General features: G+C 53.2%; 23 protein-coding genes. 5 read left to right on the top strand and 18 right to left on the bottom strand.

The features are described from left to right. Positions 1-336: 336 nt before the first annotated feature. From F7231_RS21265 to F7231_RS21245, 5 genes are all read left to right on the top strand, one after another. The gene (locus F7231_RS21265; RefSeq protein ID WP_085415135.1) at positions 337-1,047 is read left to right on the top strand and encodes a GNAT family N-acetyltransferase; all 711 of its coding nucleotides are present in this window, start codon (positions 337-339) and stop codon (positions 1,045-1,047) included. Positions 1,048-1,316: 269 nt separating this feature from the next. Next, complete coding sequence (locus tag F7231_RS21260) at positions 1,317-2,531, top strand: argininosuccinate synthase (protein WP_166693450.1); 1,215 nt, start codon at positions 1,317-1,319, stop codon at positions 2,529-2,531. Between the two features lie 129 nt (positions 2,532-2,660). Further along, entirely contained in the window at positions 2,661-3,920 is a 1,260-nt protein-coding gene (locus tag F7231_RS21255; protein WP_166693449.1) for a glycosyltransferase family 4 protein, read from the top strand. After that, a complete protein-coding gene (gene argC, locus F7231_RS21250; RefSeq protein WP_166693448.1) occupies positions 3,917-4,897 on the top strand; it encodes an N-acetyl-gamma-glutamyl-phosphate reductase in 981 nt (326 codons plus the stop codon). The genes F7231_RS21255 and argC overlap by 4 nt, the downstream gene beginning before the upstream one ends. An 83-nt stretch (positions 4,898-4,980) precedes the next feature. Then, a complete protein-coding gene (locus tag F7231_RS21245; RefSeq protein WP_085412812.1) occupies positions 4,981-5,454 on the top strand; it encodes a DUF2628 domain-containing protein in 474 nt (157 codons plus the stop codon). Between the two features lie 15 nt (positions 5,455-5,469). On the opposite strand, the gene F7231_RS21240 is transcribed toward F7231_RS21245, so the two are convergent. The 18 genes from F7231_RS21240 to F7231_RS21155 all read right to left on the bottom strand — a co-directional run bounded on the left by F7231_RS21240 (position 5,470) and on the right by F7231_RS21155 (position 25,810). Further along, positions 5,470-6,600, bottom strand: coding sequence for an acyltransferase family protein (locus F7231_RS21240; protein WP_166693447.1), 1,131 nt, complete (start codon positions 6,598-6,600; stop codon positions 5,470-5,472). Between the two features lie 66 nt (positions 6,601-6,666). Next, positions 6,667-7,842, bottom strand: coding sequence for a glycosyltransferase (locus tag F7231_RS21235; protein WP_166693446.1), 1,176 nt, complete (start codon positions 7,840-7,842; stop codon positions 6,667-6,669). 23 nt (positions 7,843-7,865) lie between these two features. Next, a complete protein-coding gene (locus F7231_RS21230) occupies positions 7,866-9,029 on the bottom strand; it encodes a glycosyltransferase family 4 protein (protein ID WP_166693445.1) in 1,164 nt (387 codons plus the stop codon). Positions 9,030-9,037: 8 nt separating this feature from the next. Further along, positions 9,038-10,405: an O-antigen ligase family protein gene (locus F7231_RS21225; protein ID WP_085412816.1), complete on the bottom strand. Its 1,368-nt coding sequence runs from the start codon at positions 10,403-10,405 to the stop codon at positions 9,038-9,040. Then, positions 10,398-11,318: a glycosyltransferase family 2 protein gene (locus tag F7231_RS21220; protein ID WP_310589365.1), complete on the bottom strand. Its 921-nt coding sequence runs from the start codon at positions 11,316-11,318 to the stop codon at positions 10,398-10,400. The genes F7231_RS21225 and F7231_RS21220 overlap by 8 nt, the downstream gene beginning before the upstream one ends. A gap of 36 nt (positions 11,319-11,354) precedes the next feature. After that, positions 11,355-12,455: a glycosyltransferase family 4 protein gene (locus F7231_RS21215; protein ID WP_166693444.1), complete on the bottom strand. Its 1,101-nt coding sequence runs from the start codon at positions 12,453-12,455 to the stop codon at positions 11,355-11,357. A 110-nt stretch (positions 12,456-12,565) separates the two neighbouring features. Continuing rightward, a complete protein-coding gene (locus F7231_RS21210; RefSeq protein WP_166693443.1) occupies positions 12,566-13,561 on the bottom strand; it encodes a hypothetical protein in 996 nt (331 codons plus the stop codon). Continuing rightward, the gene (locus F7231_RS21205; RefSeq protein WP_166693442.1) at positions 13,561-14,592 is read right to left on the bottom strand and encodes a glycosyltransferase family 2 protein; all 1,032 of its coding nucleotides are present in this window, start codon (positions 14,590-14,592) and stop codon (positions 13,561-13,563) included. The genes F7231_RS21210 and F7231_RS21205 overlap by 1 nt, the downstream gene beginning before the upstream one ends. Next, on the bottom strand, positions 14,576-15,388 hold the full coding sequence (locus F7231_RS21200) for a DUF5672 family protein (protein ID WP_166693441.1): 813 nt from the start codon (positions 15,386-15,388) through the stop codon (positions 14,576-14,578). The genes F7231_RS21205 and F7231_RS21200 overlap by 17 nt, the downstream gene beginning before the upstream one ends. 84 nt (positions 15,389-15,472) lie before the next feature. Further along, entirely contained in the window at positions 15,473-16,474 is a 1,002-nt protein-coding gene (locus F7231_RS21195; RefSeq protein WP_166693440.1) for a glycosyl transferase, read from the bottom strand. Next, complete coding sequence (locus F7231_RS21190; RefSeq protein WP_085412823.1) at positions 16,471-17,670, bottom strand: glycosyltransferase family 4 protein; 1,200 nt, start codon at positions 17,668-17,670, stop codon at positions 16,471-16,473. Before F7231_RS21190 ends, F7231_RS21195 begins: the two co-directional genes overlap by 4 nt. Before the next feature lie 94 nt (positions 17,671-17,764). After that, positions 17,765-18,418, bottom strand: coding sequence for an acetyltransferase (locus F7231_RS21185; RefSeq protein ID WP_085412824.1), 654 nt, complete (start codon positions 18,416-18,418; stop codon positions 17,765-17,767). 65 nt (positions 18,419-18,483) lie between these two features. Continuing rightward, the gene (locus F7231_RS21180; protein WP_166693439.1) at positions 18,484-19,224 is read right to left on the bottom strand and encodes a WbqC family protein; all 741 of its coding nucleotides are present in this window, start codon (positions 19,222-19,224) and stop codon (positions 18,484-18,486) included. Between the two features lie 107 nt (positions 19,225-19,331). Continuing rightward, positions 19,332-21,422: a protein O-mannosyl-transferase family gene (locus tag F7231_RS21175; RefSeq protein ID WP_166693438.1), complete on the bottom strand. Its 2,091-nt coding sequence runs from the start codon at positions 21,420-21,422 to the stop codon at positions 19,332-19,334. A gap of 1 nt (position 21,423) precedes the next feature. Beyond that, the gene (locus tag F7231_RS21170) at positions 21,424-22,515 is read right to left on the bottom strand and encodes a DegT/DnrJ/EryC1/StrS family aminotransferase (RefSeq protein ID WP_166693437.1); all 1,092 of its coding nucleotides are present in this window, start codon (positions 22,513-22,515) and stop codon (positions 21,424-21,426) included. Positions 22,516-22,598: 83 nt separating this feature from the next. Then, on the bottom strand, positions 22,599-23,858 hold the full coding sequence (locus F7231_RS21165) for an ABC transporter ATP-binding protein (protein WP_085412828.1): 1,260 nt from the start codon (positions 23,856-23,858) through the stop codon (positions 22,599-22,601). Between the two features lie 11 nt (positions 23,859-23,869). After that, positions 23,870-24,700, bottom strand: a complete 831-nt coding sequence (locus F7231_RS21160) for an ABC transporter permease (RefSeq protein ID WP_085412829.1) — start codon at positions 24,698-24,700, stop codon at positions 23,870-23,872. A 3-nt stretch (positions 24,701-24,703) separates the two neighbouring features. Further along, complete coding sequence (locus F7231_RS21155; protein ID WP_085412830.1) at positions 24,704-25,810, bottom strand: GumC domain-containing protein; 1,107 nt, start codon at positions 25,808-25,810, stop codon at positions 24,704-24,706.

The raw sequence follows: 25,810 nt of genomic DNA, 5'->3' as shown, positions 1-25,810 counted from the left end.
TTTTTTCCCGACGGCTGTCTATACAGTAGACAAGACCGATAGGCTGCCGAACCATTCCATTAAAATTCTGTTATGGATTGCACAGATGGGGTAATTTGTCGAATATTGCCCTTGATTTAACAAGACATGAACCAGCTCGTTTACATACAGGCCACTTGCCATACGACGCCCTATCGGTTCAGGTCCGTGAGGACCCTATAACTATGTCCTGCCTACGTAGCAGGCCACTCTCGCACCCCCTTTTTTCTCAATTACACTTTTCACATCCATCCGGATAAAAACGTCTCCGTTTGAGGCCGCCGCCGATCGTTGAGGTCGGGCGTTCAATAAATGACGATGATCACGCAAGAAGTAATCAACGACCAGTACATTATTCAGGTAGCCAGCGACGCTCACCTTAATTTGGCTGACACCATCTGCAAAGAGATGGAAAATAGCGCGAAAGCCCGGGGAACCGGTATCGCCAAACGCTCGCCGCTTTACCTGATGCAGAAAATGCTGGAAGGGAAAGCAATTATTGCCCAAACACTGGGCGGCGAATGGGTGGGCTTCTGCTATATCGAAACCTGGGAACATGGCAAATTTGTCGCCAACTCAGGCCTGATTGTTCACCCCGACCACCGCAAAAGTGGTGTAGCGACACATATCAAACAGAAAGCGTTTGAGTTGTCGCGTACCCGCTACCCCGACGCCAAGATTATCGGGCTTACTACCAGCCTCGCCGTGATGAAAATCAACAGCGACCTGGGGTATCAGCCTGTGACCTTGAGCCAGTTGCCCGGTGACGCTGCCTTCTGGAAAGGATGTCAGACTTGCGTTAACTATGATATTCTGACGCGCACCGATCGGAAGCACTGCCTGTGTACGGGTATGCTGTACGATCCGGACGAGCAGAAAAAGGGGAGTAAGAAAGCTCCCTGGAATTTCATTAAAGAATCGAAATTGTACGAACGCTGGCAGCGCCTGAAAGAGCGCGTTCTGCTTCGTTTTAAAGACCATCCAAAGCCTGCTCCCAAGAAAGTGGAGCGTGAACTGGAGCCGGCCTAATCGGTTATTCAGGTACGTTGCCAGCTAAGATCAGGTATGTCTGACTGGATGCGGACAACGTACCTGCACCAAGTTAACTCAGAAGCCGTGGCCAGAAAAGCCCGGCTTTTTTGCGTATGGTTGGGCCGTATGCCCTGTAGCGTCGATATTTGCAGACTCATCGGCAGGCGTACCTACTTCTGTTTAAGCGTACTCGTACCAACGGCCCTGCCTGGTTATCGACCGGTTTCCCGGAAAAAGCCAGGGAGGAGCGTTAATTTTATTGATAAATGGCTGACAAACAAAAAGTCGTATTAGCATTTAGTGGAGGTCTCGATACCTCTTTCTGTGTAAAATACCTGACCGAAGACCGGGGCATGGATGTGTACTCGGTGCTGGTCGATACGGGCGGCTTCTCGTCCGACGAACTCGCTGCTATCGAAGCGCGGGCGTATTCCCTGGGCGTTGTATCGCACGCCGTAGTGTCGAAAACCGATGATTATTACCAGGAGTGCCTGAAGTTTCTGGTGTACGGCAACGTACTGAAGAATAACACGTACCCACTTTGCGTATCGGCCGAGCGTATTTTTCAGGCCATTGCCGCTGCCGAGTATGCCCGCGAAATCGGGGCGTCGGCCATTGCCCACGGGTCTACCGGGGCAGGCAACGATCAGGTACGTTTCGATATGGCGTTCCGGATCATCATTCCCGAAGCTGAAATCATTACGCCGATCCGTGACCTGCGGCTATCGCGCGAAGCCGAAATCGAGTACTTGAAAAGCAAAGGCGTTAATCAGGAGTGGCACAAAGCGGCTTATTCGATTAATAAAGGCCTGTGGGGTACGTCGGTAGGTGGTAAAGAAACACTAACATCCAACGGGTATTTGCCTGAGTCGGCCTGGCCGACACCGGTGACCAAGTCCGGGGAAGAGGTGATTACCCTGACGTTTACGCATGGTGAGCTGAAAGGTATCAAGAGTGACGCGTACGGCGACGAGAAGTTTGCTAATCCCGTCGGGGCCATTCAGCGCCTGACCGAACTGGCCGGACCATATGGCGTAGGTCGTGATATTCACGTGGGTGACACCATCATCGGCATTAAAGGTCGGGTTGGATTTGAAGCCCCCGCTCCGCTGATCATTATCAAGGCGCACCATACGCTGGAGAAGCACGTGCTGACCAAAAATCAGCTGACCTGGAAAGAGCAACTGGGCAATTTCTACGGTACCATGCTGCACGAGGGCCAGTTCATGGACCCCGTTATGCGCAATATTGAGACCTTCCTGGCCGACACGCAGGGACACGTAACCGGACAGGTGCATGTGCAACTGGCTCCGTATCGGTTCACGGTGTTGGGAATTGAATCGACGTATGATCTGATGTCATCGACGTTTGGCTCATACGGTGAAATGAATAATGCCTGGACCGGCGACGATGTGCGCGGCTTCTCAAAAGTAGCGTCGAATCAGGTAATGATTTACGAAAAAGTAAAGGCAGGAAATTAACAGTTGCGGGTTTGATACTGTGTCCTTTAGTTAGCATTTGATTTAAAAATAGCCGACTGAAGGACGCGGTATGAAGCCTGCCATTAATTGCCTATTGTCAGTTTCTTAGATTACTATATTCCCACCACCTTGGACATCGTATTTGATGCCAGTCTTCTAGGCATAGGCCATTTTCACCCGCAGGCTCGCACGGGCGTGAATCGGGTGGCCGAGCATCTGGTACGAGGGCTGGCTGATTCGCCCGATGTGTCTCTGTCGCTGGCAGCTCCTACTCACCTGAGCGAAACGCTCCGCTGGGTTGAAGACGTACTGCCTGGCTACAACCTTCCTTTTGCTAATCGGGGCGGTGAATTAAAACTGGCCGAATGGGAAAAAAATATGCTTCGGGGTATGGATACCCGAAGCCTGACCTCGAAAGTGTTGCGCCAGATATTTTATAAAGGGCGGCGCACTTTTGGCCTCGATTCGTCGAAGATCACCCTGGACCGGTATCCGCTGCGTACCATCTACCACTCGCCGTTCTTTGCTATTCCCAATTACATTGGTGCAGATCGGCGTATTCAGAAGGTGTTGACGGTCAATGATTTGATTCCCATTCATCATCCTGAATGGTTTCTGTCGGGCGAACAGGCCGTGCAACAGGCGATCCGTACGCTATCGAGCGATGCCTACGTGATTACTGTTTCGGAAGCAACAAAGAGCGATTTCTGCGAGTATACCGGATTTGACCCCGAGCGCGTCACGCCTATTTACCTGGCGGCGTCGCGACGGCTGTTTTACCCGGTAACTGATCCAGACCGGCTGCATGCTACCCAAGTCAACTACAACCTCCACGAAGAACCCTATTTGCTGAGCATTGCTACGCTGGAGCCGCGTAAAAACATCCGGCACCTGGTTCAGTGCTTCGCCCGACTGGTGTCTGAGAACGCCATTCCGACCGAACTGAAATTGGTTCTGGTAGGTACGAAAGGCTGGAAGATGGACGAGTGGCTCACCGAGATACGCGCCAGCGAACAATTACTGTCACGCCTGGTGTTCACTGGGTATGTTCCAGACGAAGACCTGGCCGCGTTGTACAGCGGAGCAACGGCGTTTCTGTTTCCATCGCTTTATGAGGGGTTTGGCCTGCCACCGCTTGAAGCCATGCAGTGCGGTTTGCCCGTAATTACGTCCAACGTGTCATCGCTGCCGGAAGTAGTGGGCGATGCTGCCATTACGGTGGCCCCCACCGACGCCGATGCGCTTTGTCAGGCTATTATTAATGTAATTAATTCCGAGAAGCTTCAGAACGAACTGCGCGTGAACGCGCTTCGGCGGGCCAAGCTGTTCTCCTGGGAAAAATTTACGCGTCAACATATCGACGTGTATCGTAACCTATCACATCCATGACAATTCAGGCAGGTATAATCGGTGGCGCAGGCTACACAGGTGGCGAACTGCTTCGCATCCTGATTAACCACCCTTTCGTTTCTATTGCGTTCGTTCATAGCCAAAGCCAGGCGGGGAAACCGGTCTGGGCTACACATACCGATCTACTAGGTGACACTGAGCTGGTATTTAGCGGTGGGGATACCCAGCCGCTGGTAGCGCAAGATGAGCTCGACGTACTTTTTCTATGTTCGGGGCATGGACAGTCGGCTAAGTTTTTGACGGACAATGACGTACCTGAGCACGTTACGATCATTGACCTGAGTACCGATTTCCGCGACGAGACCAACGAGTTTGTGTATGGGCTGCCCGAGTTACAGCGCGAACGGATTCAGCAGGCTGACCGCATCGCGAATCCCGGCTGCTTTGCTACGGCTATCCAACTGGCACTCCTGCCGCTGGCCAGTGCCGGTCGGTTGCTCGACGCCGTGCACATCAGTGCGGTGACGGGAAGCACCGGTGCAGGGCAGGCGTTGGTACCCACAACCGGCTTCACGTGGCGGAATAATAACCTGTCTATTTACAAGGCTTTTACGCACCAGCACCTGGCCGAAATTCGGCAGAGCCTGACGTACCTACAGCCGGGTTTCAGCGAAGCCATCAACTTTATTCCGTACCGGGGCGACTTCACGCGGGGAATCATCGCCAATGTGTATACGCCTTTCTCAGGTACGTTGTCTGATGCGCACCAATTGTACCGCGCGTACTACGAAGCGCACGTATTTACCCACGTTAGCGACACGCCAGTTGACCTGAAGCAGGTGGTAAACACCAATAAAGCTTTGCTTAGCCTGGAAGTGCATGATGGGCAACTGCTGATCACCAGCGTAATCGATAACCTTACGAAAGGAGCTTCGGGGCATGCAGTACAGAATATGAACCTTGTTTTCGGCCTACCTGAAGATGCTGGTCTCCGCCTGAAGCCAGTAGCATTCTAGGCACTGTGCTGCTGATTGTAGCTGGTGTGTATCTTTGAGTGGATATGGATTGTAGGTTTTGCCTACTATCTGTGGTATGAGCTATGAACGACTACCTGCCCTATTTCTTCGGTCCACAAGCTGAGTACTACACGAGGGTTGCCGACGACCTGGATGAGGGTAAGGTGCGCTTCAACGAAGGCGCCTTCTTCTTGGGTATGTTCTGGATGGCCTACCGAAAGATGTATGCCAACGCAGCCATAGCGTTTGTGCTCATCATGGCCGAGAGTGCGCTGGAGGATTGGCTCATTCCTGAACTAAGCAAAACGTTTGCCTACGCCCTGATCTCCAACCTGATTATCGCCAGCGTTGTCGGTTTTATTGGTAATCGCCTGTACATCAACTTTGCCCGCCAGCGCGTAGCTGCCCTGGTGTCAGGTGCTTCTGCTAGCTCGTTTCCCGATCGGGATGTGGTTAGTCAGTTGCGAAGCCAGGGTGGCGTTTCCTGGATGGGACCATTAGCACTCCTGCTGGCATTTATAGGGCTAACTGCCTCCCTATTCTACCTGACTATGTAATACAGCCAGTCGGGTTCAGCGCGCAGCTACTACTTTTCTCGCGGGCAGCAGGCGGGCTGAGAGGTAACGCATGAGCGGTTTTTCGATCAGCCGATGAGTGAGGATACTCAGGTATGTTACCACCAGAATCAGACCGACACACGCCAGCGGAACCCCGATGGGCGAATATGTCGGGAACAGGCGGGTTAACAGCCTTGTGAACGGGATCAGTAGGGGGGTGTGAATCAGATAGATCAGGTAGGAAGCATCACCGGTGCTGATGATCCATTGCGGTACGGTTGGCCGGCGATGGTGTTCATAGGCGAGTACAGCAATCAGAATCAGCAAACTGGCCACGCCATAATGGAGCAAACGCTCAGCGTAAAACTCGTTGGGTGTATCACCGAAGCTATATAGCCAGAGCAGTCCGAGCAGCGCTGCGCCAATGCCTTCCCACTTCGCAATGCTGTGGTGCAAAAAGCCGTAGCCAGCCAAAGCACCCAGGGCAAATTCGGCATTGAGCGGGTTGAACCAGAAATACTCCCACACATTACGCTGGTCTTCGAAATAAACCTGTTTGGTAAAGGCAACGTAGAGCGTTCCTGCCAGAAAGAAAGCAGGAATGACCCACAGCTTTCGCGAGATGATCAGGCAGGCGAAAAGGAGATAAAAAAACAATTCGTGACTCAGGCTCCAACTCACAATGTTGAGGTTGTGGTGGTGCGGTGTTAATAAAAAGGTGTCCAGACCCGGCCACCGCTCAGTAATTACTTTACCTACTCCGTTTGGCCGCAGAAGCAGACTGACGCCCATAAGTGCCGTAATGAGCAGGATCGTAAGCCAATAAATTGGATATACCCGAATAGCCCGCTTGGTCAGGTAGGTCCGTAGCGTTTCAGGCCGACCGATGTACGACTGACTGGTGTAGACGATGACGAAGCCGCTGATGACGAAAAACAGATCGACACCGGCAAATCCACGCTCAAACAAGTCGAACCACAACGACTCCGTATAGGTACCATCAACGAACTGGGTGAGGTGAAAGGCTACCACGACCAGCGCTGCCACACCCCGCACAGCCTGAATCGTTTGCAACTGCTGCCGGGCAGGCATATCTGCTGCAATAATAGGTTCGGGCAAGGGAGTAGACGGGTTAATGGACGACATAAACGACTGGCTGATTCAACGCGGAGGAAGCGGAACGATAACGGACAGCTTGTAACGCTTGGTTCACTATGCGGATACGGATGCTTTGGCCGAACGCGGAATTAATAACGACTGATAAGCACTCAACAACTGATCGGCCACTACCTGAATGTCGTAGCGCTGACGTACCAGGGCCTGGCCGGTAGTGCGAATCTGCTCGCGGTATGCCTCGTCATGCATCACTTTTTCCAGGCTGGCCAGTACGCTGTCGGGCGTAAGCTCAGTGAGGCAGGCGGCGCCGGTTTCGCGAATGACTTCGCCAAAGCCAACCCGATCCGAGACGATGGTTGGTGTACCGGATGCCATGGCTTCCAGAACGGCCATCGAAAAGCCTTCTGAATAAGAGGGTAGCACAAAAACGTTGGCGTCGGCCAGGGCGGCTTTTTTATCGTCATCCATAAGCATACCCACCAGCTTGACGCGGCCGGTCAGGTTGTTATCACGGATAAACGCCTCAGCTGTGGCCTGATAGCCATCGTCGGGGCCAGCCAGCACCAAGAGGGCATCCGGGTGGCGCTCAGCGTACTGCTTAAACGCGGGGAGCAACAGGTCGAGGCCTTTTTTAATATTTAAGCGGCTCATAAACAGAATTAGCGGCTGGCTGGCCGGAATACCATGCTGCTGCCTGAACGTACCCGGCGCGGGTAACGTCTCGAAATCGGCCATTGGGATTCCGTTCGGAATGATCACCACGTTGGGATGCTTATGGCCCAAATACCGGTATAGGTCGCCTTCTTCATCGGTATTGTTGATCTGAATAAGATCAGCCCGATTGAGCAGGCGCTTCTGCAACACGATGGTCAGGAGCTTCTTTTTCCAGTAGCTATGGCGAATGGCCCATTTATCGAGCAGTCCGTGAATGGTGATGACCTTCTTCACCGATTTGTCGAGCAAAAATGGCGCGAGGCTACCAAAATGCCAGATACCGTGGCAATGCACAATATCATATTCGTGAATATGCGCTTTGAGGTATTGATACAGCGGGGCCGAATACTCCCGAAAGACGCGGCTGATCGGTGGCGTACGCAAGACTGGAATCACCCGAACACCCTCGGGGGCCGGATACAGATCGTCGCCGGGCGACATGGGACTGAGAATATCAACCTGATGGCCTCGTTGAATGGCAACCCCGGCATGGTCGTATATGATGCGGGCAGGGCCACCAATGGCCCAGGTATACGCGCAGATATTCAGAATTCGCATGGCAAAGTATCCGGGATAGGCAGTTAAGAATTGTTTGTTGTTAGTTGAACGAGAGCGTTGTACATAGCTTTGCCGACGGTATTGGGGTCAAAGTGATCAACGATCCGGGTCGAAGCAGCCCCCATGCTAGTAAGATCTGAGGCCGAAGCGCACAGTAGACGCCCAACACGATCGGCCAGTTGACCGGGCTGGTCAGGATCGAACCGATAGCCGTTCTGTCCATCCTGCACCAAGTCGTCGACACAGCCACACCGGTCCGACACCAGCACGGGCAGGCCACAGGCCATAGCTTCATTGACCACCAGGCCCCAGGGTTCTGATTGGCTGGGGAGAACCAATACATCGGCAAGCGCCAGAAAACGGGGTACGTCCTGCCAGTTGCAACCGGGCAGAAACCGGATTTTATGGCTCAGACCCAGTGCATGGGCTTGCTGCTGAAGGGCGGATTTCTGGTCGCCTTCGCCCAGTAGAATCAGGCCCCAGTTGGCGGTCGGGTTGGCCTGGCAAGCTTCAGCGAACGCCTGGATCAGGGCGGTCAGGTTTTTGATGGCAATCAGCCGACCAACGTATATTATGTTCCTGGGTGCCAGGTCAAGGGCGCTCTGCTGCTGTTCGCGACTGGGTAGGCTGGCAGTGTACGTTTCTTGCAGAAAGGCATTATCGACAACGGCGTTGTTGGCTACCAGAATGCGCGAAGGATCGGCACCAAGTTGCACCAAGTAGTCGGCGGCCCGTGAGCCAAAGCAGAAATAGCCGTGACATTGCTTCACAAAAGCCCGCTTGATCTGTTCACGCCAACCGGTTCGCGGGTTATCCAGACTGGTCGATTCATTTTGCAGTACCACCCGGCAGCCTTTGGCTTTGAGTACCATGCCCAGCAACAGTTGGGCGGGGTCGTAATAGCCCGTCAGCAGCACCACATCGGGCTTAAAAGCCAGACCATGTGCGAGCAGGCCCCGAATTCGGCTGGGTAACGATACGGCTTCCAGCGGCCCATTATGCAGCAGCGTAAACGGATACCCCACCGCCGACGCGTCGGGAACGCCAAGCCCCTCCCGATGCCCTTCGGTGAGGGCGATCTGAATAACGAGCATGGCATCAACAGGCGTCACCTGTTCAGCTAGCTTTCTGAACAGTAGCGACTTGTAATGCGCCCAAAGGGTATTATGAATAACCAGTAACCGCATAGATTGGGTTAGGCAGGTTGTAAGGTTGGTGGCAGTGGCTGGTCGAGCGGCACTGGGGGAGCTTCAACGTACCCGGGCGTGAGGTCGGGAGTATAGTATACGCCCAGGAAGCGCACGAACAGGCAAAGTGGGTGCAGAGTTGCCATCTCGTACGGTCGACCACTGGTGAAGTAACTGACCAGGAATAGGAAGAACAGGTAGGCGCACAGGACTTCGATGTCGGTCTTCCCCCCCTTGTAGGCGATCAGGAACGATTCTTTGCCAAGCTGATAGAAAATATAGGTGTAGAGCAGGAAACCAAAAATACCCTGGTTGATCAGGGTCTCTAGTATGGGGATGTCCATGAAGAAGTATTTGTAGCCATACCCCATCAGCAAACCCAGTGGGTCACCAATAACGGCGTAGGTCACGAAGGTCCAACTCATTACCCGGTTGACAGATGAACCGTCAAATTCGGCCAGGTCTCCTTTTTCGTTTTCGGCTCCGAGTAATGCAAGGATGTTTTCGCTGAAGCGCCCGAAGATCATGTCGCCGTACAAGGTAACAATATCCCAGATTTCTGGCCTGACAATGATTAGCCCGATGAAGCCGAGGAAGGGCATCGATATCACAATCAGCGATAAGGGGCTGGTGAGCGTTTTAAATATTTTCTGGGGCGATGTATGCCGCAGATTCGCCATCATGTAAACAAAGGCGGCAATAACAGTTGATAAAATAGCTGATTTACTGAAGGTCAGCATCAGGATGATGATGTTGAAAATAACCAGCGAAATGCCAATGAACCGGATAAAGAACGATTGGTTCGGGCGATTTCCCCACATCAGGCAACAGAGCATGCCGATCTGTGCGTTACGGGAAAATACGTGTGGGTTACCCATTTTTTCGCCCGGAGGGCCAAACTGAATAGCCGCCCGTTGCCCCAGTGTCCAATCGGGGTCGGTGATCAGTGCGTACACCAGCGCCAAGTTGGATACCAGCGTAAAAATGACCCCGACAACGACGACGTACTTTGTGATTTCGTTGGGTGTGTTGACCAGGAATAGCGCGAACAGGAAAACGAATAAGTAATAGACAAGGTCACGACTTCGCTCGCCAACGGCCACTTCGTTGAACAAGAAGGAATAGATCACGCACATGATCACAAACGCCATGAGTGCGTTGAAGAGGGGTACGTTGGGGGAATACAACGTGCGTAGGGCTGTGGTCGGCAACATCATGACCAGACCAATCAGCATGAAACCCGCCGTGAAAATGGCCGATTCGATGGGGATACCGACGGTCTCTTTGAAGAAGAAGCCCAGTGGGTAGCCATCCAAGACAATGTAGAGGCCCAAGCACATCCGAATCAGGGCCCATTTGTGCAGAAACTTACTCATTATGTTGACGTAGAGTTAATCGGTGATAGATATAACGAAACTGGCCGCGGGCCAGAAACCAGAGCAATTTGCGGACCCGGCTGTAACGTCGCCACGTTGCCCCGCTCAGTTGACTGGCCAGCAACGGCTGGTACCGCTCACTGATCTGTTTGTGCTCGGTGAGTCCAACGGTAGCGGCAATCTGCGACGACTTGGCATCGGGCTGAATACGGAAGCCTCCCCAAAAGCCAGGTACGTGTTTGAACTGAACATCGCTGCGAACACCCAATCGCGTCACGATCTCGTAGTCCATTACAAACCGTAGTGACTCGTCGAGCCAGCCTGTTTCGGCCAACAGCGTTCGCCGGATAAATAACGATTGGTTAAACACTTGCATACCCTCATGCACCTGGCAACCCGCGCTAAACGACGGAACCCGTAGCTCTTCCTGAATAACGTCCTGCTCATCGATGATGTACATATCACCAAAGAAAACGTCTGTTTGCGGTGCCCGCTGCCAGGCCTCGGCCACCCGCCAAAGGGCGTCGGGCGCAAACACATCGTCGGAATTCTGGTAGGCGACATAATCGCCCGTAGCCAGGCGAAATCCTTTGTTAATGGCATTGGTCTGACCCGCGTCTTTCTCCATGACCCACCCTGTGATCTGATCGGCGTACTTTTCCAGAATAGCCCGCGTGCCGTCAGTCGATCCGCCGTCGATGACGAAAAATTCCAGGTTCGGGTATTGCTGGTTCAGCACACTCAATATGGTTCGTTCCAGGTACTCGGCCTGATTGTAGGACGGCGTAACGACCGTTAACTTAGGCAACGTACCTGCTACCAGCAGTCGTCCCGGACTAATCGGTTGTGGACTGGCAGTGACAAATTCGTGGAGCGATTGGCGGTGTCGATCGCGAAACGATGAAGTAGGCACGTGAGTAAGGTAGGTCGGTCTTGAACGATGGGTGGATTAACTTAACTGGCGGTACAGGGCCTGCGTTTTGGCGGCGGTCTTCTCCCAGGAGAAATCGGCAAGCCGTTCTGCGCCTTTACGCCGCATTTCCTGTTGCAGTGCACTGTCAGTGATGACTTTTTCAACTGCTGCTGCCATAGACTCATCCTGTTCCGGATCGAAATAAATGGCGGCATCGGCACCTACTTCGGGTAACGAACTTCGATTGCTCAGAATGACCGGGCAACCTGCACTAAAGGCTTCGAGTACCGGGATGCCAAAACCTTCGTTGAGCGACGGGAACACAAAGGCCGTAGCCTGATGGTACAGTTCGTACAGCGATAGGTCGGTGATGGACCGGTAATGAACTCGCTGCCCAAAACCAGACGCCTGAAATGTGTCGCGCTCCGTGTTGGTGAACGTACCACCGCCAGCACAGATCAGGTGCAGGTCGGGGTGTTGACGAAGCACCGGCTGAATAGCGCGAAAGAAAGCGTCGAAGTTTTTGTATAGGCCCCGTTTACCCACATATAGCAGGTAGGGATGCGATCCCGGCACGACAGGTACGTGTGATCGCTGCCGACTAAAGGCCGTGCCGAGATGAATGACCTCGATCTTCTTCTCGTCGACAGGAAAGAAACGAAGAATTTCCTGCTTCGAAAACTCCGATACGGCGATGATCTTATCTGCGCGCTCCAGTTGAATCTTTTTCGCGGCCGAGAGGTGTTCGCCTACGTCGGGGTATTGCTTGCCATAACGTTCACTGGTAGCGTCGTGGAAGGTGACGACCAGCGGTTTGTTCCCCAGATTTCGTAGGAAATAGTTGTGGTAATAGGTAGGGTGAAATACCGAATAATCGCCGGTACGTACCCGCTGATTGCTGTAGAGCCGATTCACCGCTGAGGCCAAGCGACTTACGTTTCGCCAGTGCGACAACCCATAACGGCGGTGATTACTGAACGACGCCTTATCGAGGTATTCGTTGTTCGAAAACTGAAGGGACAGTTCGAAATCGATGTCGTTCTGGTCGGCGTAAGCTTGCATTAGTTCATAAAAGTAGCGGGTAACGCCCCCGTAGGTCATGCCGGTGAAGGCCTGATGGTCGTACAGTACTTTCATGTGTTACTAATGCGTGTTTGTATTTTTCTGGGAAATCGGCCGCAAATTAGCCAAAAACACTCGGTTTTTCCCAGAATTTCTAACGAGTGGCCCGCCAGACTATGGGCTGTTCATCGGTGAATGGGCCGTATGGGCACATTGTCGATCCATTTGCTCAGTTGTATCAGCTTCCGTTTCACCGAACGCCGCCAACCCCGCAGGATAACTGGTTCGGGCTGTTGCCCATAAACGGTGGATTGAGTCGGAATATGGAGCGGTAGGCGGGCTTGTTCGTAATTGGCCAGGAGCCTTTTTACATCGGGACGATGCACGATCTGTAATCGGTTCTGCTGCTGGAACAGGCCCTCGTTTTGTTTTGAAAGGCCTAGGAAATCGGCCGTGAGTAGCGGAGAGGCGACGTTTGGGCCGCCCTGTCCGGTTACTTGCCAGCCATCGGGGGTTTCTGTAAGGGTGCGCTGGGGCAGGTTCCATAGTGCCACCTGCACGCCGGGGTTTTTCAAAATACCTACTCCGTCGAACAGCGTAGGTACGTGCATGAGCCAGAGTTGATCGAGGCAACTGCCTATGCAAAAATTGATCGCCGCGTGGTCGAGGCAACGGCTTTCCCACCAGTCGAGCATCCGGTCTGTTTCCGGGCAGCGGCGGAAGCCAATAAACCCACTGCTGAAGAGACCTACATTTTGCAGGTGTTTTTCGTCGGGCAAGCGGTCATCGGTCGGTGCGGCCAGCCAGTGTGGATTTAGCAGGATAGTATGCTGCTCTAGCTGACTTAAAATTAATGTAAGCGGTTGATACACATAGGCCGTGGGGTCGATGTACAGCAGCACTTGCTCGTCGGGGTATCGCTTAAACGCGGCTTTGATCAGGCTTGGTTTAAGAGCTGCTCTGAATTCTGTTGCGGTGTACCGGGCCGATAGCTCAGCAAGTTGGGCGGAACTCAGCCCGGTGTCGGAGATGGCCAGTTCAGTAACCCCTGATGGAGCAGTATGAGTAGCCATACCGATCTGGCCAACCAGTATGAGCTGATCAGGATGCTGCTTTTTTAGCGACTCCACCAGCAGCATGGCGTGTCCGTATTGATCGCTGGTGCAAACAGTTAAAATCATTATTCGAGAAGGTCGCCGGCAGCGGCGATATAAGGTGCCAGCCGATTGGCGTCGGCATCGGCATACCGGTGATAGTGGCCAGCCGCGAGTCCCTGACCCACTGGCCACAGACGCGCCAAACGGCTGTTGGGTAACGTAGCCCGCATGGCAACATGATTCAGGCGCTGCCGCAGATGGGTAAGGCCGGCGGCGGTTGGGCCGGTGCGCTCAATGAGCATTGTCAACAAGGTTTGCCAGCACTGCTTCTCCTGTTGGAAAGGGGCCAGTTTCAGCGCCCGTTCGCGGTTAAAGCGGTCGCGGAGCCGGACGGGCGGACCAGCCTCGGGGGGACGTACCCCAATTTGCTGGGCTGGATGCGTACGGTAAAGTTGCAGCGATTCGGCCACAAACCCGATTTGGTTAGTAGCGGCCGCTACCAGGGCCAGCCAGCCATCGTAAACGTAGCCGCCGGGTACGTTGGCGGGGATGGGAAGCGCCCTCGCCCTGAACGATTGACGAAAAGCCATTGCGCAGCCCATCACGCGGTTTCCGTTGAGTAACACATGCATGGCCGCACCCGCTGCCCATTCCTGTTGGTCGTTTGGGCCAAACCGGACAACGTCCCAGAACTGTCGGTCGGTCGGTTTCAAGTGAGGGTCGGCAACGGTGGCATTTCCAAAAACAACGTCGTGGTCCGGGTGGTCGCTCAGGTACGTTGCCAAGGCTCTTGTTTTATGCGGTAACCAGGCGTCGTCCTGATCGCAGAGGAAAATGAGGTCACCGGTGCAGGCTGCAATGGCTTTTTCGAAGTTGCCGTTGAACCCAAGCGGAGTAGTATTTTCCAGAATCGTTGTGCGAAACGGTGCAGTACCGGCCAGTTCACGAACCAGGTCCAAGGTGCCATCGGTTGAGCCGTCGTCACTGACGATGAGTTCATTGGGTAGCCAGTCCTGCGCCAGGAGGCTGTTCCACTGCTCGCGCAGGTACGCGGCCCCATTGTAGGTACAAAGGGCTACCGATAGGGTAGGTCGCTGGTCAGATGGTGTAGCCATACTGCGCAAAGATAGGACGCCAATAGTCTGTGCCGTGAATATCCCAGGCATGACAGCCAAAGGGGAGCTTCCCGTTGTTGTAAACGGAAATAGCACGTTCGGGGAAAAACTCGACCGCAAACTGCATGGCCGTTCTGAAATCGGGTACGTTGAGGTGAGGCCAGTAACGGTTTACCTCCACGCCCCAGAACACGTCTTCGTTGAACTGGTGCATGGCTACCGTTTCATAGGTTGCCAACTTCGACCGCATGCGGTGCAGCGTAGCCAGCGAATGCGCCACATGCCGAAGCGACAGCCCGCCGTTGCCCACGCCGTTGAGGGTAGTGATTTCGCGCGGGGTGATCCCGTCGGCTTTCCGGAGGTTAAGCCAGAGTGCAATTTGCTTTTTGGCGTTAAACCAGCGCTCGTCCCAGGGACTCTTAAAATCACAGTCGCGCAGCCAGGGTGCTCCCACGTAGTCGTACCCGCGCTGGCACCAACTGGCTAAGTCATCACGGAAGACAAAGGCGTCTAGCTGATGAATGAGCATGTAGTTGAAATCAGTAAATGCTTCGTAAAACGTGGTCGACAGCATGAGCCGGTTGTAACTCTGCACCGATGTGAAGTAAGCGTCACCAAACGACCGGGTTTCTACCGCGTGCGGTATCGTTTGTAAGATGGGGGTAAGGTCGAGCGTGTCTGGCTTGGCAAAGATGATCGGATAGTGACCCAAAACCCGAATGCACTGCGTCAGGGCTACTGTTTCGTAGGGAGTTAGCGTCGCTTTATAAACTGGAATAACTATACAAACGCTCACAGATAAACGGGGGTGATGTGGTGGCCACTGATGCCGTGGGTCGCTACGGTATTGACGCGGTAAAGGTACGGCCTGTGGCCCTGCTTAGCCAATCCATTCGGTCAGCTTTCGCACGGGTACGTTCAGCAGGCGGCGGATGCTGGTGTAGTAGCGTACCGGCGTAGGTTTAACGTATACGCAGGGGTAGGCCCGGTAGGCATCGTTGCCGTTGGTCAGCAGCCGGTTGTGGTAAAGCTGGAAAAGCGGCACCAGATCGGGGCGTTGGTCGAAGGTGTAGCGGGTCTGGTACTTCGATATTTCGTGGGGTTTCTGCACGCCATAGCCGCTGTAGTGAAAGAACTGAAGCGGTACGGTTTCGCCGCCCATTGGGTCTTCGACCAGCCAGGTACCGTCCTGCTCGTTGAGGGTGCGCTCGTGGATGTTCCAATAAGCTACATTGTACCCTTTATGCTTTTCAATCAGTACATTGTCGTGGTAAATCGGGGCGAAATTCACCCACTGCTGGTCTACGAACAGCCCTTCGCACAGGTCGATCCGGCACTCGTAGGTGAGCCGCTGTTTCCACCAGGTCACAAACTGCTGTGCGGTGGCATCATTACGCAGCCCAATAAAGCCCAGGTTGAAAATGCCTGTATTCAGGTGATGCTGCTCGTTGGGCGTTTCCCAGTCTGGTGTAGGGGCAACGGTATGCGGGGTCAGCACCAGACTGTTGTCTTTCAGGGCATTGGCAAGCCGTTCGAGGGGCTGAAAAACGATAATGTCGGGATCGAAATAAATAACCGCGTCGGGGCGGGCGGTTCCAAGTCCGCTCGTAAAGAAGTGATCGATGAAGAAGGGTTTCACCGCCGTATTCAGCTCCGTAATATCATAGCGGGCGCACATACCGGCAAAATCCGGGATATTTAGGGCAGCCACTTCCATCATTGGATAGTCGGGCAGAAGATGGCTGGGCAGGTTAGCGGTTTGCAGGTCATCGACGAGCCCGATCATAAACTGCCAGTCGGGATTTGTTTCTTTCAGTGAGTCGCCGAGGGTGCGGGCCTGGGCGAGGTAATTCACGGAGCAGATGGTAAATGCCAGCGTCATGATCGGGTCAGTGCGGCGACGATCGCCATAAACTCAGTTGTACTTTTTTGCAGGTTGTGCCGCTGCTGAATTTTTTGCCGTAGTGTTTGTCCCTGCTGTTGACGCAAGTCAACGTTTGTCGTTAAGCGCTGAATAGCCTGAGCCATCGCCAGCAGATCGAGGTAGGGCACCACAGCACCGCCATCGGTTTCCACCAGTTCGGCCGCGCCTCCGGCTCCCTCGAAGCAGACGACGGGTATGCCCGACAATCCCGCTTCGAGCATCACAAGCGGATACGGATCTTCGCGCGAGCAAAGCAAGAACACATCGAACCGGGCCATGTAGCGCAGCACGTCGGGTGTAGGAGCGATGAAACGTACCCGGTTGGTCATACCGGCTTTGATCACATCGAGCGTCAGGTCGTCATGTAACTGGCCGGGAGGCAAACCGACCCAAACGAAATAAATGGGTGGCTGATCAGGCTGTGGGTCAAGACTAACCAGCATTCGGGCCAGCGACACGAATAAATCGGTTCCTTTTCGCCATTCGGCGTTGCCACAGCTACCCACAACGATGGCGTTGGCGGGTAAATCGTCCAGACCCGGTAAGGAGCCGGTCCGGCTACCGGCAACATCCAGCGCCTGCTGAATGGCGGGCAGGTCGATATGCGTAAACAGGGTAATGCGCTCGGGAGCTACCTGCCAGGTGGTTTCGTAATACCGCGCTGTGGCCTGCGACACAGTTAGAATACGAGTGGCCCGTTGCAACAGAAACCGAAGGTCGTCGGAATCGGCATACAGGTTTACCGACATGGCCAACTCATGCACAAAAGCCAGCACAGGTACGTTGGGGCGTAGGGGAAGTTGCCGGAAGTACTTGCCGCTGGTTACTGTGTTTACCACTACCAGGTCGACATGGTCAAGATCAAGTGCTTCGCGTAAAGCTTCGTGCTGGCGTTTCTTCTGTTGATGTGCTTGCTGCTGCCAGAGCCCAAGCTTGCTCAACACTTTATCGGCCGTGGGACCAACTACGTGTTTCGCCGATTCGGGCCACAGGGTGACGCTTGCCAACTGTTCATAATCGGTCAGCAATGGCCCGCCGCCGCCCAGCAGCAAGTGTAGCGTAATGCCTTCAGCCTTGAGCTGTTGCATTAGCTGAAGCAGGACCAACTGAGCGCCCGCCCGGTTTGCATCGTGACCGATTAAAAGAATTGTCATTGGTAGTCATTCCGTGGCACCCGCTACCAGTCCCGGTCATTAGCAGTTTTGCTGTCAATGATCAGGGGCTGGTAGCGAATAGACCACATACTGTTTAATACGTTTCGTGGCTGGGCTGGGGGAGCTTCTTGGGTGGATTACCGATGTAAACGCCCCAGGGATCGGAGTTTTTGTACAGCGCCGACGCCATACCCAGCAGCGTGCCCTCGGCTACGGTGAGGTAATCGCGAATGGTGCTGTTGACGCCGAAGAAGCAATACGACTGAATGTGACAGTGCCCCGACATAACTACGTGTGATGTAAAAAAGACGTGGTCGTCGATGCGGCCGTGGTGGCCAATATGGTTACCGCTCCACATTACCACGTTGTTGCCGATGGTAGTAAATGGCTGGATGGTGTTGTCTTCGAGGATAAAGCAGTTCTCGCCAATCTGGTTGCCGAACGTTGTGGCTTTCGAACTGATGTAAGAGATGAACTCGTAGCCTTTGGCTTTGGCCGCCAGATACACTTTTTCGCGGTTACGGTTCATGTTTCGTCCCGTCATGGGGGCGAAAAACTGATACTGTGCTGGCGGGAAAAGCGTTTCCACATCCTCAAACGCCACAACGGGTAACCCTTTGAACGAGTCTTCCTTGAGGTATTCCCGATCCACGGTGAACGCGACGACGGTATGCTCTGAGTCGTTGGTGAGGTAGAAATGGGCTAGTTCTGCCGTATCGAGTACCCCGAAAATGATGATGTTAGCCATAAGCGATTGAATAGGTGATCGTGTTAAAAGCGTAGCTGAGCGACAGGGTGCACACAGAGGCTCACTTACTCTACTGCACGTTCACTCGTTGAAATAAGGTCAAACTGGGTCAGCAACGGACGAATGGACTCGGCATTAACGTTCATCAGCACATCCAGAATCGACAGCCAGGGCACAAACTCGGGTGCGCCAAACTGCGGGTACGTGATGCGATGAGGCTGAATGAAACGTAGCTCGCAGCCGATCGGATCAAATGCGGCTTGGTTGTACAACTCCGTGCCCCCGATCGGATTGATGTACCGCTCGGCCCCTTCCTGCCGACAAATATCAACAATTCGCTCCTGTGCTTTGAGCTGCCCGTTGCCGTAAACGGTCGAAGAAGCTACTAAACGGGTCGTGATACCGAGGTAGGCCGTCAATTCAGTGAAACTATGAAAAATATAGTCCGCAATCGAAACGTCGGATTGGCTTCCGGCCTGGAAGTTGACAATTCGCTCGGTTATAGGCATGACTGTTGTGTACTGCGGCGCTTTCCGGTAACTCTGCTCGATGGTTTTCAACAGTTTGCTCCGCCATTTAGGGTCGTTCGCCAGTGCAATTTCACGAATCGGTTTATTCTGACTAGCCTCTTTTAGTGGAATCGTGAACAGATGCTCTTTTCCGTTGACCAGCAGCCGATTCCGGTTCACCCACCCCCGGTTGATAAACGCCACATCGTCGTAAAACACGAATGTATCTACGGTATTCATCAACTGAATGTACCCGATGTAGGGCAGCACATACGGCTGCATAATGGCGAGGGTCATGGGGGTTTCGAATTTAGGAGCAGGAATGCTAGAGTGGGGATTTGGCCTGCGCAAGAAGCTTACTCACGCAACGGATCAATCTCAAATCCAACATTCGTCGTCCGGCTTTACCTGAGCTTGCGAAGATAATAATCTTCTCCCGGCACTACTACGTAGGGCGAGTGAGCCGCCGCCGTGTCAGTGCCCAGCCTGATGTCGCCGGGGCGGGGTGAGATTACGTTTTTAGAGAAGAACAGGTACGTTGCCTCCTTCGGAATGGGCTGTACACCTTTCTCGAACGGGTTGATAGGAATGAGCCGCCGGGTCAGGTGTTTGCCGTAGAGCGGGTATTCGTAATCGTCGTTGATGGTGCCGAGGGCTACAGTGGCAGAGTCGGGGACCATATCATCGAACCGTTTATAAGGCAAGTACGTATCGGGACGGCCGATGGTCATGACGCGGACACGGTCGGCTTCGAAAACAGACGGAAACCGGAAGCCATCGGGCGTAGTCCAGGCAAACGGAAGGGCCCGAATATTCATGAATACGCAACCCAACGCTGATAACGCACCTAGGCCCAGGGCTAGCGCGACGTAACTTTTCAGGATAGGTTTGCCTGGTTGCGACAGGTTAAGGCGGGGATGCAAAAAGAGCAGGGCCAGAAAAAGAATGCCAAACAGGCCGGTTTCTGTAAAGTACCTCCCTTTAAAGGGATCATATGGGGCCGAGTAGGAGAGGGCCATCAGGTGCAGCAGAATGGCAATGCCTACATACACGTGAACCGTTGACCGAAACACAAACAATAGGGTCAGCACCAGCAGCGGAATGATAAGGCCAAAACCGATGATGCCCCAGTAAGGGTTAGCATTGTAAAAGACGAACTTCCGCTGGAAGGTGAAGGGGATAATCGAGAAGTCAGTCTCTTCATCGAGGCGCATATGCAACTTGTCTTCCAACCAGACAATCGGCTTACGCATGGTCTGATTAATGGCTTCGCCGGTGGCCGTATTTCGCAGACCATCGAGGTTGATATGGTCGTAGGTATAGCGCACTACATTACGTGACCCCTGTTCAAAGAGATTCCGCAAGGGGCCAGCCCGCTCAACAGACTGGTGGCGCAGGGCGGTTGGAGGCCCAATGGGGTGGCCAAACACTTCGATGTTTTTTAAATAACCTGTGGGCAGCATCCACAGGCAGGCGCCAACACCAATAGCTGCCGCCAGTCGGGCTGTGCGTGCGGCGGTAGTAGCGATGGAGTTCGACCAGAAAACGGTGTAGATCATGATCACAAACACCGATGGCAGCAGGAGCGTGAAGGTTACTTTATGCCCGTAGGCCACGCCAAACGCCATACCGGCCAGGTACAGATAGCGGTTATCGCGCGGCGCATTAGCAGAACTGCCCGATGCCCGGTAGGCGAACAGCATATAGAGCAGCACGCTCAGGTAGGCAGTCAGGACAATATCCGTTTCGGTGGTAACGGCCTGCATCAGAAAGTCGGGCAGCAGGCTCATGGCCAGCGCAGCCAGAAAACTTGCTGACAACGAAGTGGCCGAGCTTACAGCTCCCCGCAACTGACTGATTCGCTGAACGATGCCAAATACAGCAACAATCGTAGTCCAGTAGGCGAGGTGGTGAATGAGGCGAAACCCATTTTCAAACCGGCCCGTGATCAGATAGCCATAAATCTGAAGGGTGCAAACACTCTTCGGGTACGTGTCGATATTCCAGTTGGTACCGCCAAAATGCCGCATGGTGCCCCGCTGCATGTACTGCACCACCCGATTCAGGTGGCCAGTCATGCTGTCCCATTCGTTGGGTACCGTGAACAAAACGATAGCCAGGTTCGTAACGGTTAGTACTGATAACGTCAAAAACAAGATGGCGAATAGTGCCTTTGGGTACGTTGGCAGTGCCGCAAACCACTGTCTGGTTAACTGCCAGCGCTGACTAATTAGCTGCAACGGGTTGAATGACATCTGATTGCGTAGTAACGCACGCAGGCTAAACCCGATAAGCGAGGCCGTGATAAAGACCGAAAAGGCCCAAACCCATTCGTGATTGGTCTGGTAGAGTGCCGATAGGATGAAGCCCGTCAGGATAACGCTGCTGGTGTAAAGCAGAAATGATACGAGCAGCCATTCAACTAGCGATGGGCGAGCAACACGGGCAGCCAGCCAGCCAATGTAGGCAACGAAAAGCAGCAGAAAGACAACCATCTTACACTACCTCGGCTACGATAGCCTCATTAACAAGTTGACAGATCCGGGCTACATCGGTTTCGGCCAGACTGGGATACAATGGCAGACTGAGCACGCGTAGAGCAATGTCTTCCGAAACTGGGCACGACTGCGCATTCTCCACGAAGGGCAGCGTATTGAGCGATGGGTAAAAATAACGACGGGGTACAATGCCTTCGGCGGTCAATGTCTCCACTACGTTGAGCAACACTTGCTCAGAAGCGAGTACAATCGGGTAGTAGGCGTAGTTGTAGCGTGTCATGCCCGGCGATAGAATAGGGCGGCTGATCCGGGTAAAATCGAGCAGGCTGTTATACTGCTCAGAGATAGTCTTGCGGGCGGCAATCAGTTCGTCTACTTTCGGGAGTACGCATAATCCCATTGCGGCATGGAATTCAGAGCTTTTGGCATTGATGCCCATGCTGTAATACTCATCGCCGTGATGCCCGAATGTGCCGAAATGCTGCATTTTCTTGGCCAGCTCATCATCTGACGTAATGAGACAACCTCCTTCAACGGTGTGAAATACTTTGGTGGCGTGAAAGCTGCATGTGCTTACATCCCCATAGTCGAGCACCGCCCGTCCGTTGTATTCGGCCCCAAACGCGTGAGCACCGTCGTAGATAACCTTGAGGTTGTATTTCGTTGCCAGTGCTTCAATCTGCTCAATTCGGCAGGCGTTGCCATATACGTGAGTAGCCAGAATAGCCTGGGTATTCTCGGTAATCAGAGGCTCGATCAGATCAGCGTCGATGCAGAAATCATCAGCTCTGATGTCGGCAAAAACTGGCGTGCACCCTTCCCAGAGTAGTACGTTAGTGGTAGCGCAGTACGAAAAAGGGGTAGTAATTACTTCTTTGGTGATACCCAGCGCTTTTAGGGCCAGTTGAAGCACAACCGTACCATTGGTACAGTATTGCAGGTTCCGAATGCCCAGATAGGCCCTCATATTTGCCTCTAACTGCCGAAGTAACGGGCCATTATTGGTAAGATGGACTCGTTCCCAGACGCCTTCCAGCAGACGGGTATATTCAGCGAGGTCGGGTAAATAAGATTTGGTGACGTTGATCATGAGCAGTGGGCGGCTACAAACAGGACGTTGGCGTAAAGGGCCTGTATCGCCGTCAAAAATACAGTGCAATCCCCGGAAATAGCCTACCGAACGTCAATGATAGGTTCCAGGGCGTTGACCCGGAACGGAAACTGAGGCCGAACGTACCCAGGCCATTTGCCATACCAGGCTACCCCTTCCCGGAAGTCCTCCACGTCGAAGGTGATGCCTTCTTCCATGTTGTAGAGAGGAGTAACCGTATCCTTCACGATCATGACGGAAATGGTATAGGTGCCATCGTTCAGAAAATAACCCGGAATAATGCATTCACCCTGAATAAGCCCTTTGCCATAGGCCGTGGATTCACTGCCCACGTTGAAAATGCACTCACCCGTCAGCGAGTATAGATGCAGACTTAAGTTGAGGTTGGCCCGGTCCATCATGTTCCAGAACTCGAACTTCACCCGCATGGGTGTTCTAACGTCGATATGGGTAGTGCCGGGCATATACTCGGGCACCAGTTCCATCCGGTGGACCCGCACTAAATCATTACCGGGTGCATCTTCGGGTGTGTCCCACTCACGGCGCAAACGGGTACGTGACACCTTGCTCAGATACGAGGCAACTACCTGATTTGTTTCGCCCTGCTCAATCAACTGACCTTTTTCAAAGTACAGCGTTTTGTTGCACAGTGCCTGCACAGCCGTTAGGTTATGACTGACAAACAGGATGGTGCGACCACTTGCTGAGTTGTCGCGCATCTTACCGAGGCTTTTCTTCTGGAAATCGGCGTCGCCAACGGCAAGCACCTCATCCACGATCATGATCTCCGGGTTCAGGTGCGCCGAAATAGCAAAGCCTAACCGCACGTACATACCCGATGAGTAGCGTTTCACGGGCGTGTCCAGAAAGCGTTCGACACCGGCGAAGGCGACGATCTCATCGAATGAAGCCCGGATTTCGTCGCGGCGCATTCCCAGGAGCGAGCCGTTCAGGTAAATGTTTTCGCGGCCGGTCAGTTCTGGGTGGAAGCCCGTGCCCACTTCGAGCAGGCTGGCTACGCGCCCTTTGATCCGGACTGAGCCGCTGGTAGGTTCAACAATCTTACTGAGAATTTTAAGCAGGGTAGACTTGCCCGCTCCGTTGTGCCCAACAATGCCAACACGGTCGCCCTGCTCAACAGAGAAGTTTACATCGCGCAACGCCCAGAACTCTTCATGCGTAACCTCGTCATTGGTTTCATTAGACCCGAACCAGCCTTTTACCGTGCCGCTAATAGCGTCGCGCAGGCTGTTTGTGCCTTTGGCCTTTTTGTGGTCAATGATGTAGTGTTTACTTATGTTTTCTACCGTGATGACGGACATGACGCTGATAGTTAAATATCGTCGACGAACGTAGCTTCCCGCTTTCGGAAAAATACGATTGACAGGCTTAAGCAGACCATACTAATGGCTACCGAATATACTAAACTCTGTGGATTGAAGTGTGTTTTACCGCCAAGTAAAGACCAGCGGAACCCGTCAATTATACCCACCATCGGGTTGATGATATAGTATTTTTCGTACCATTCTCCCGATACCTGTGCGCTACTGTAAGCAATTGGACAGATGTAAAACCCTACCTGCACCAAAAACGGAATCAGTTGAGCTACATCCCGGAAGCGCACATTTATCACTGCAAAAAACAAACCAAAAGCAAAGGCCGTCAGCAGGGCAAGCAACACGAAGAAGGGCATCAATAAAATGTGCCAATCGGGAATAAACTGATACCAGATCGATATGACGACAAACAGCACCAGGGCAATCAGAAAATCTACCAGGCTGACGGCTACTGCACTGAGCGGCATCAGCAGGCGTGGAAAATAAACCTTCGTAACCAGGTTGGCATTAGTGGTAATGCTAGAACTGATCTGGACAAATGCGTTTGAGAAAAACGTCCAGATGGTAATACCGGCGAGGACCATCAGGGGGTAGGGTACACCCGGATCGGGCCGGAGTTTGGCTACAACACTGAAGACGAACGCCATCACCAGCATTGTAGCCAACGGCCGTATTAAGCTCCACGAGGCGCCCAGGGCAGTTTGCTTGTACCGAACAGAAATATCACGGACCGACAGGATGTAAAGCAATTCCCGATTCTGCCATAGGTCGCGCCAATAGAACCGTTCGGGTCTTCCTGCCTGAATTATTACTTCGTGGGTTCTCATTACTTAGCTATTCGTGGACATGCTACGCAGTGTCTCACGGATGAATATGATAACAATACCAAGCACCAGACCAATGGCGAAGCCTGCCTGCATGGCAATTTTTGCGGGTATAGTGGTATACAGCGGCAGCGTAACGGGTTCGATGATTGTGAAGAGCGGCTGCTCCCGAATCAACGACAGCTGCAGGTTATCCAGGCTGGACACCGCCGTATAATACTGTTGCGTCAGGAAGGTTGAGCTGCGGTTGAGGCGGCTCTGTCTCAGTTGCCCTTCTGCAACGACTACCTGCTGATTCTGATTTAAGTAACTCGCTAGTTTATCTTCAGTACCACTCAGCACAGCGAATAAGGAATCGACACGGCGTTTCAGGAACGTCTTCATTTCCTGGGTCTTTTTGGTTTGCTTCTGCCGGTAGTCATTTTCGATCGTTACGATGTGGTTCTCCACAAACGCTTTGGCCAGTTCAATGCTTTCCATCTCAGCAACCAGCGCCATGAATGATGACTTCCGATCGACCTGCTTGATCGACATTTCGCCTTCTAGCCGGCCAAGAATGCCAGACATCGCTGCTACTTCCAGCTCATCGTAGTTAACCCGCTCTTTGGCCTCCTTAAATCTGAATTTGCGCAGCGGCTCATTCTCTTCCCATTCTTTATCTAGAATACCACTGTGCTTGATGTAGTAATTGACCAGTAGGTACGACGTGTCATTGATCACTACTGTTTTCATCAGTGTCTTCTCCAGCACAGGAATCGACTTAGTGTACAGCATGAAGTTCTCACCGGTGAAGAGGCTTGCCTCCGGCGCTGCCTGTCCGAGTCCAAACGCGCTGGCGAGTGCTCCGAGGTCAGCCATTTGATTACCGCCACCGCCGCCACCCAGATTGAAGACAATCTTAGCGGCGTACGTTATCTTTTTCCTTGATGTAGCGTCAATGATGTACCCGATGGTACCACTAATCGCGATCAGGCCAACCAGCAACAGCCAGTTGCGTTTTATGATGTGCTTAAAATTCTTGGCCCGGGCGAAGACCTCCTTGGGCGACAGCTGATCGGGCGGCAGGTTATTGCCTGGCACGACCGGTGCATTGATCTGATTAGGCGTGTTCAT

Source organism: Fibrivirga algicola (genome assembly GCF_011742925.1).
In the GTDB taxonomy this organism is placed as follows: Bacteria; Bacteroidota; Bacteroidia; order Cytophagales; family Spirosomataceae; genus Fibrella; species Fibrella algicola.
This window is presented reverse-complemented; position numbering and strand designations above follow the sequence as displayed.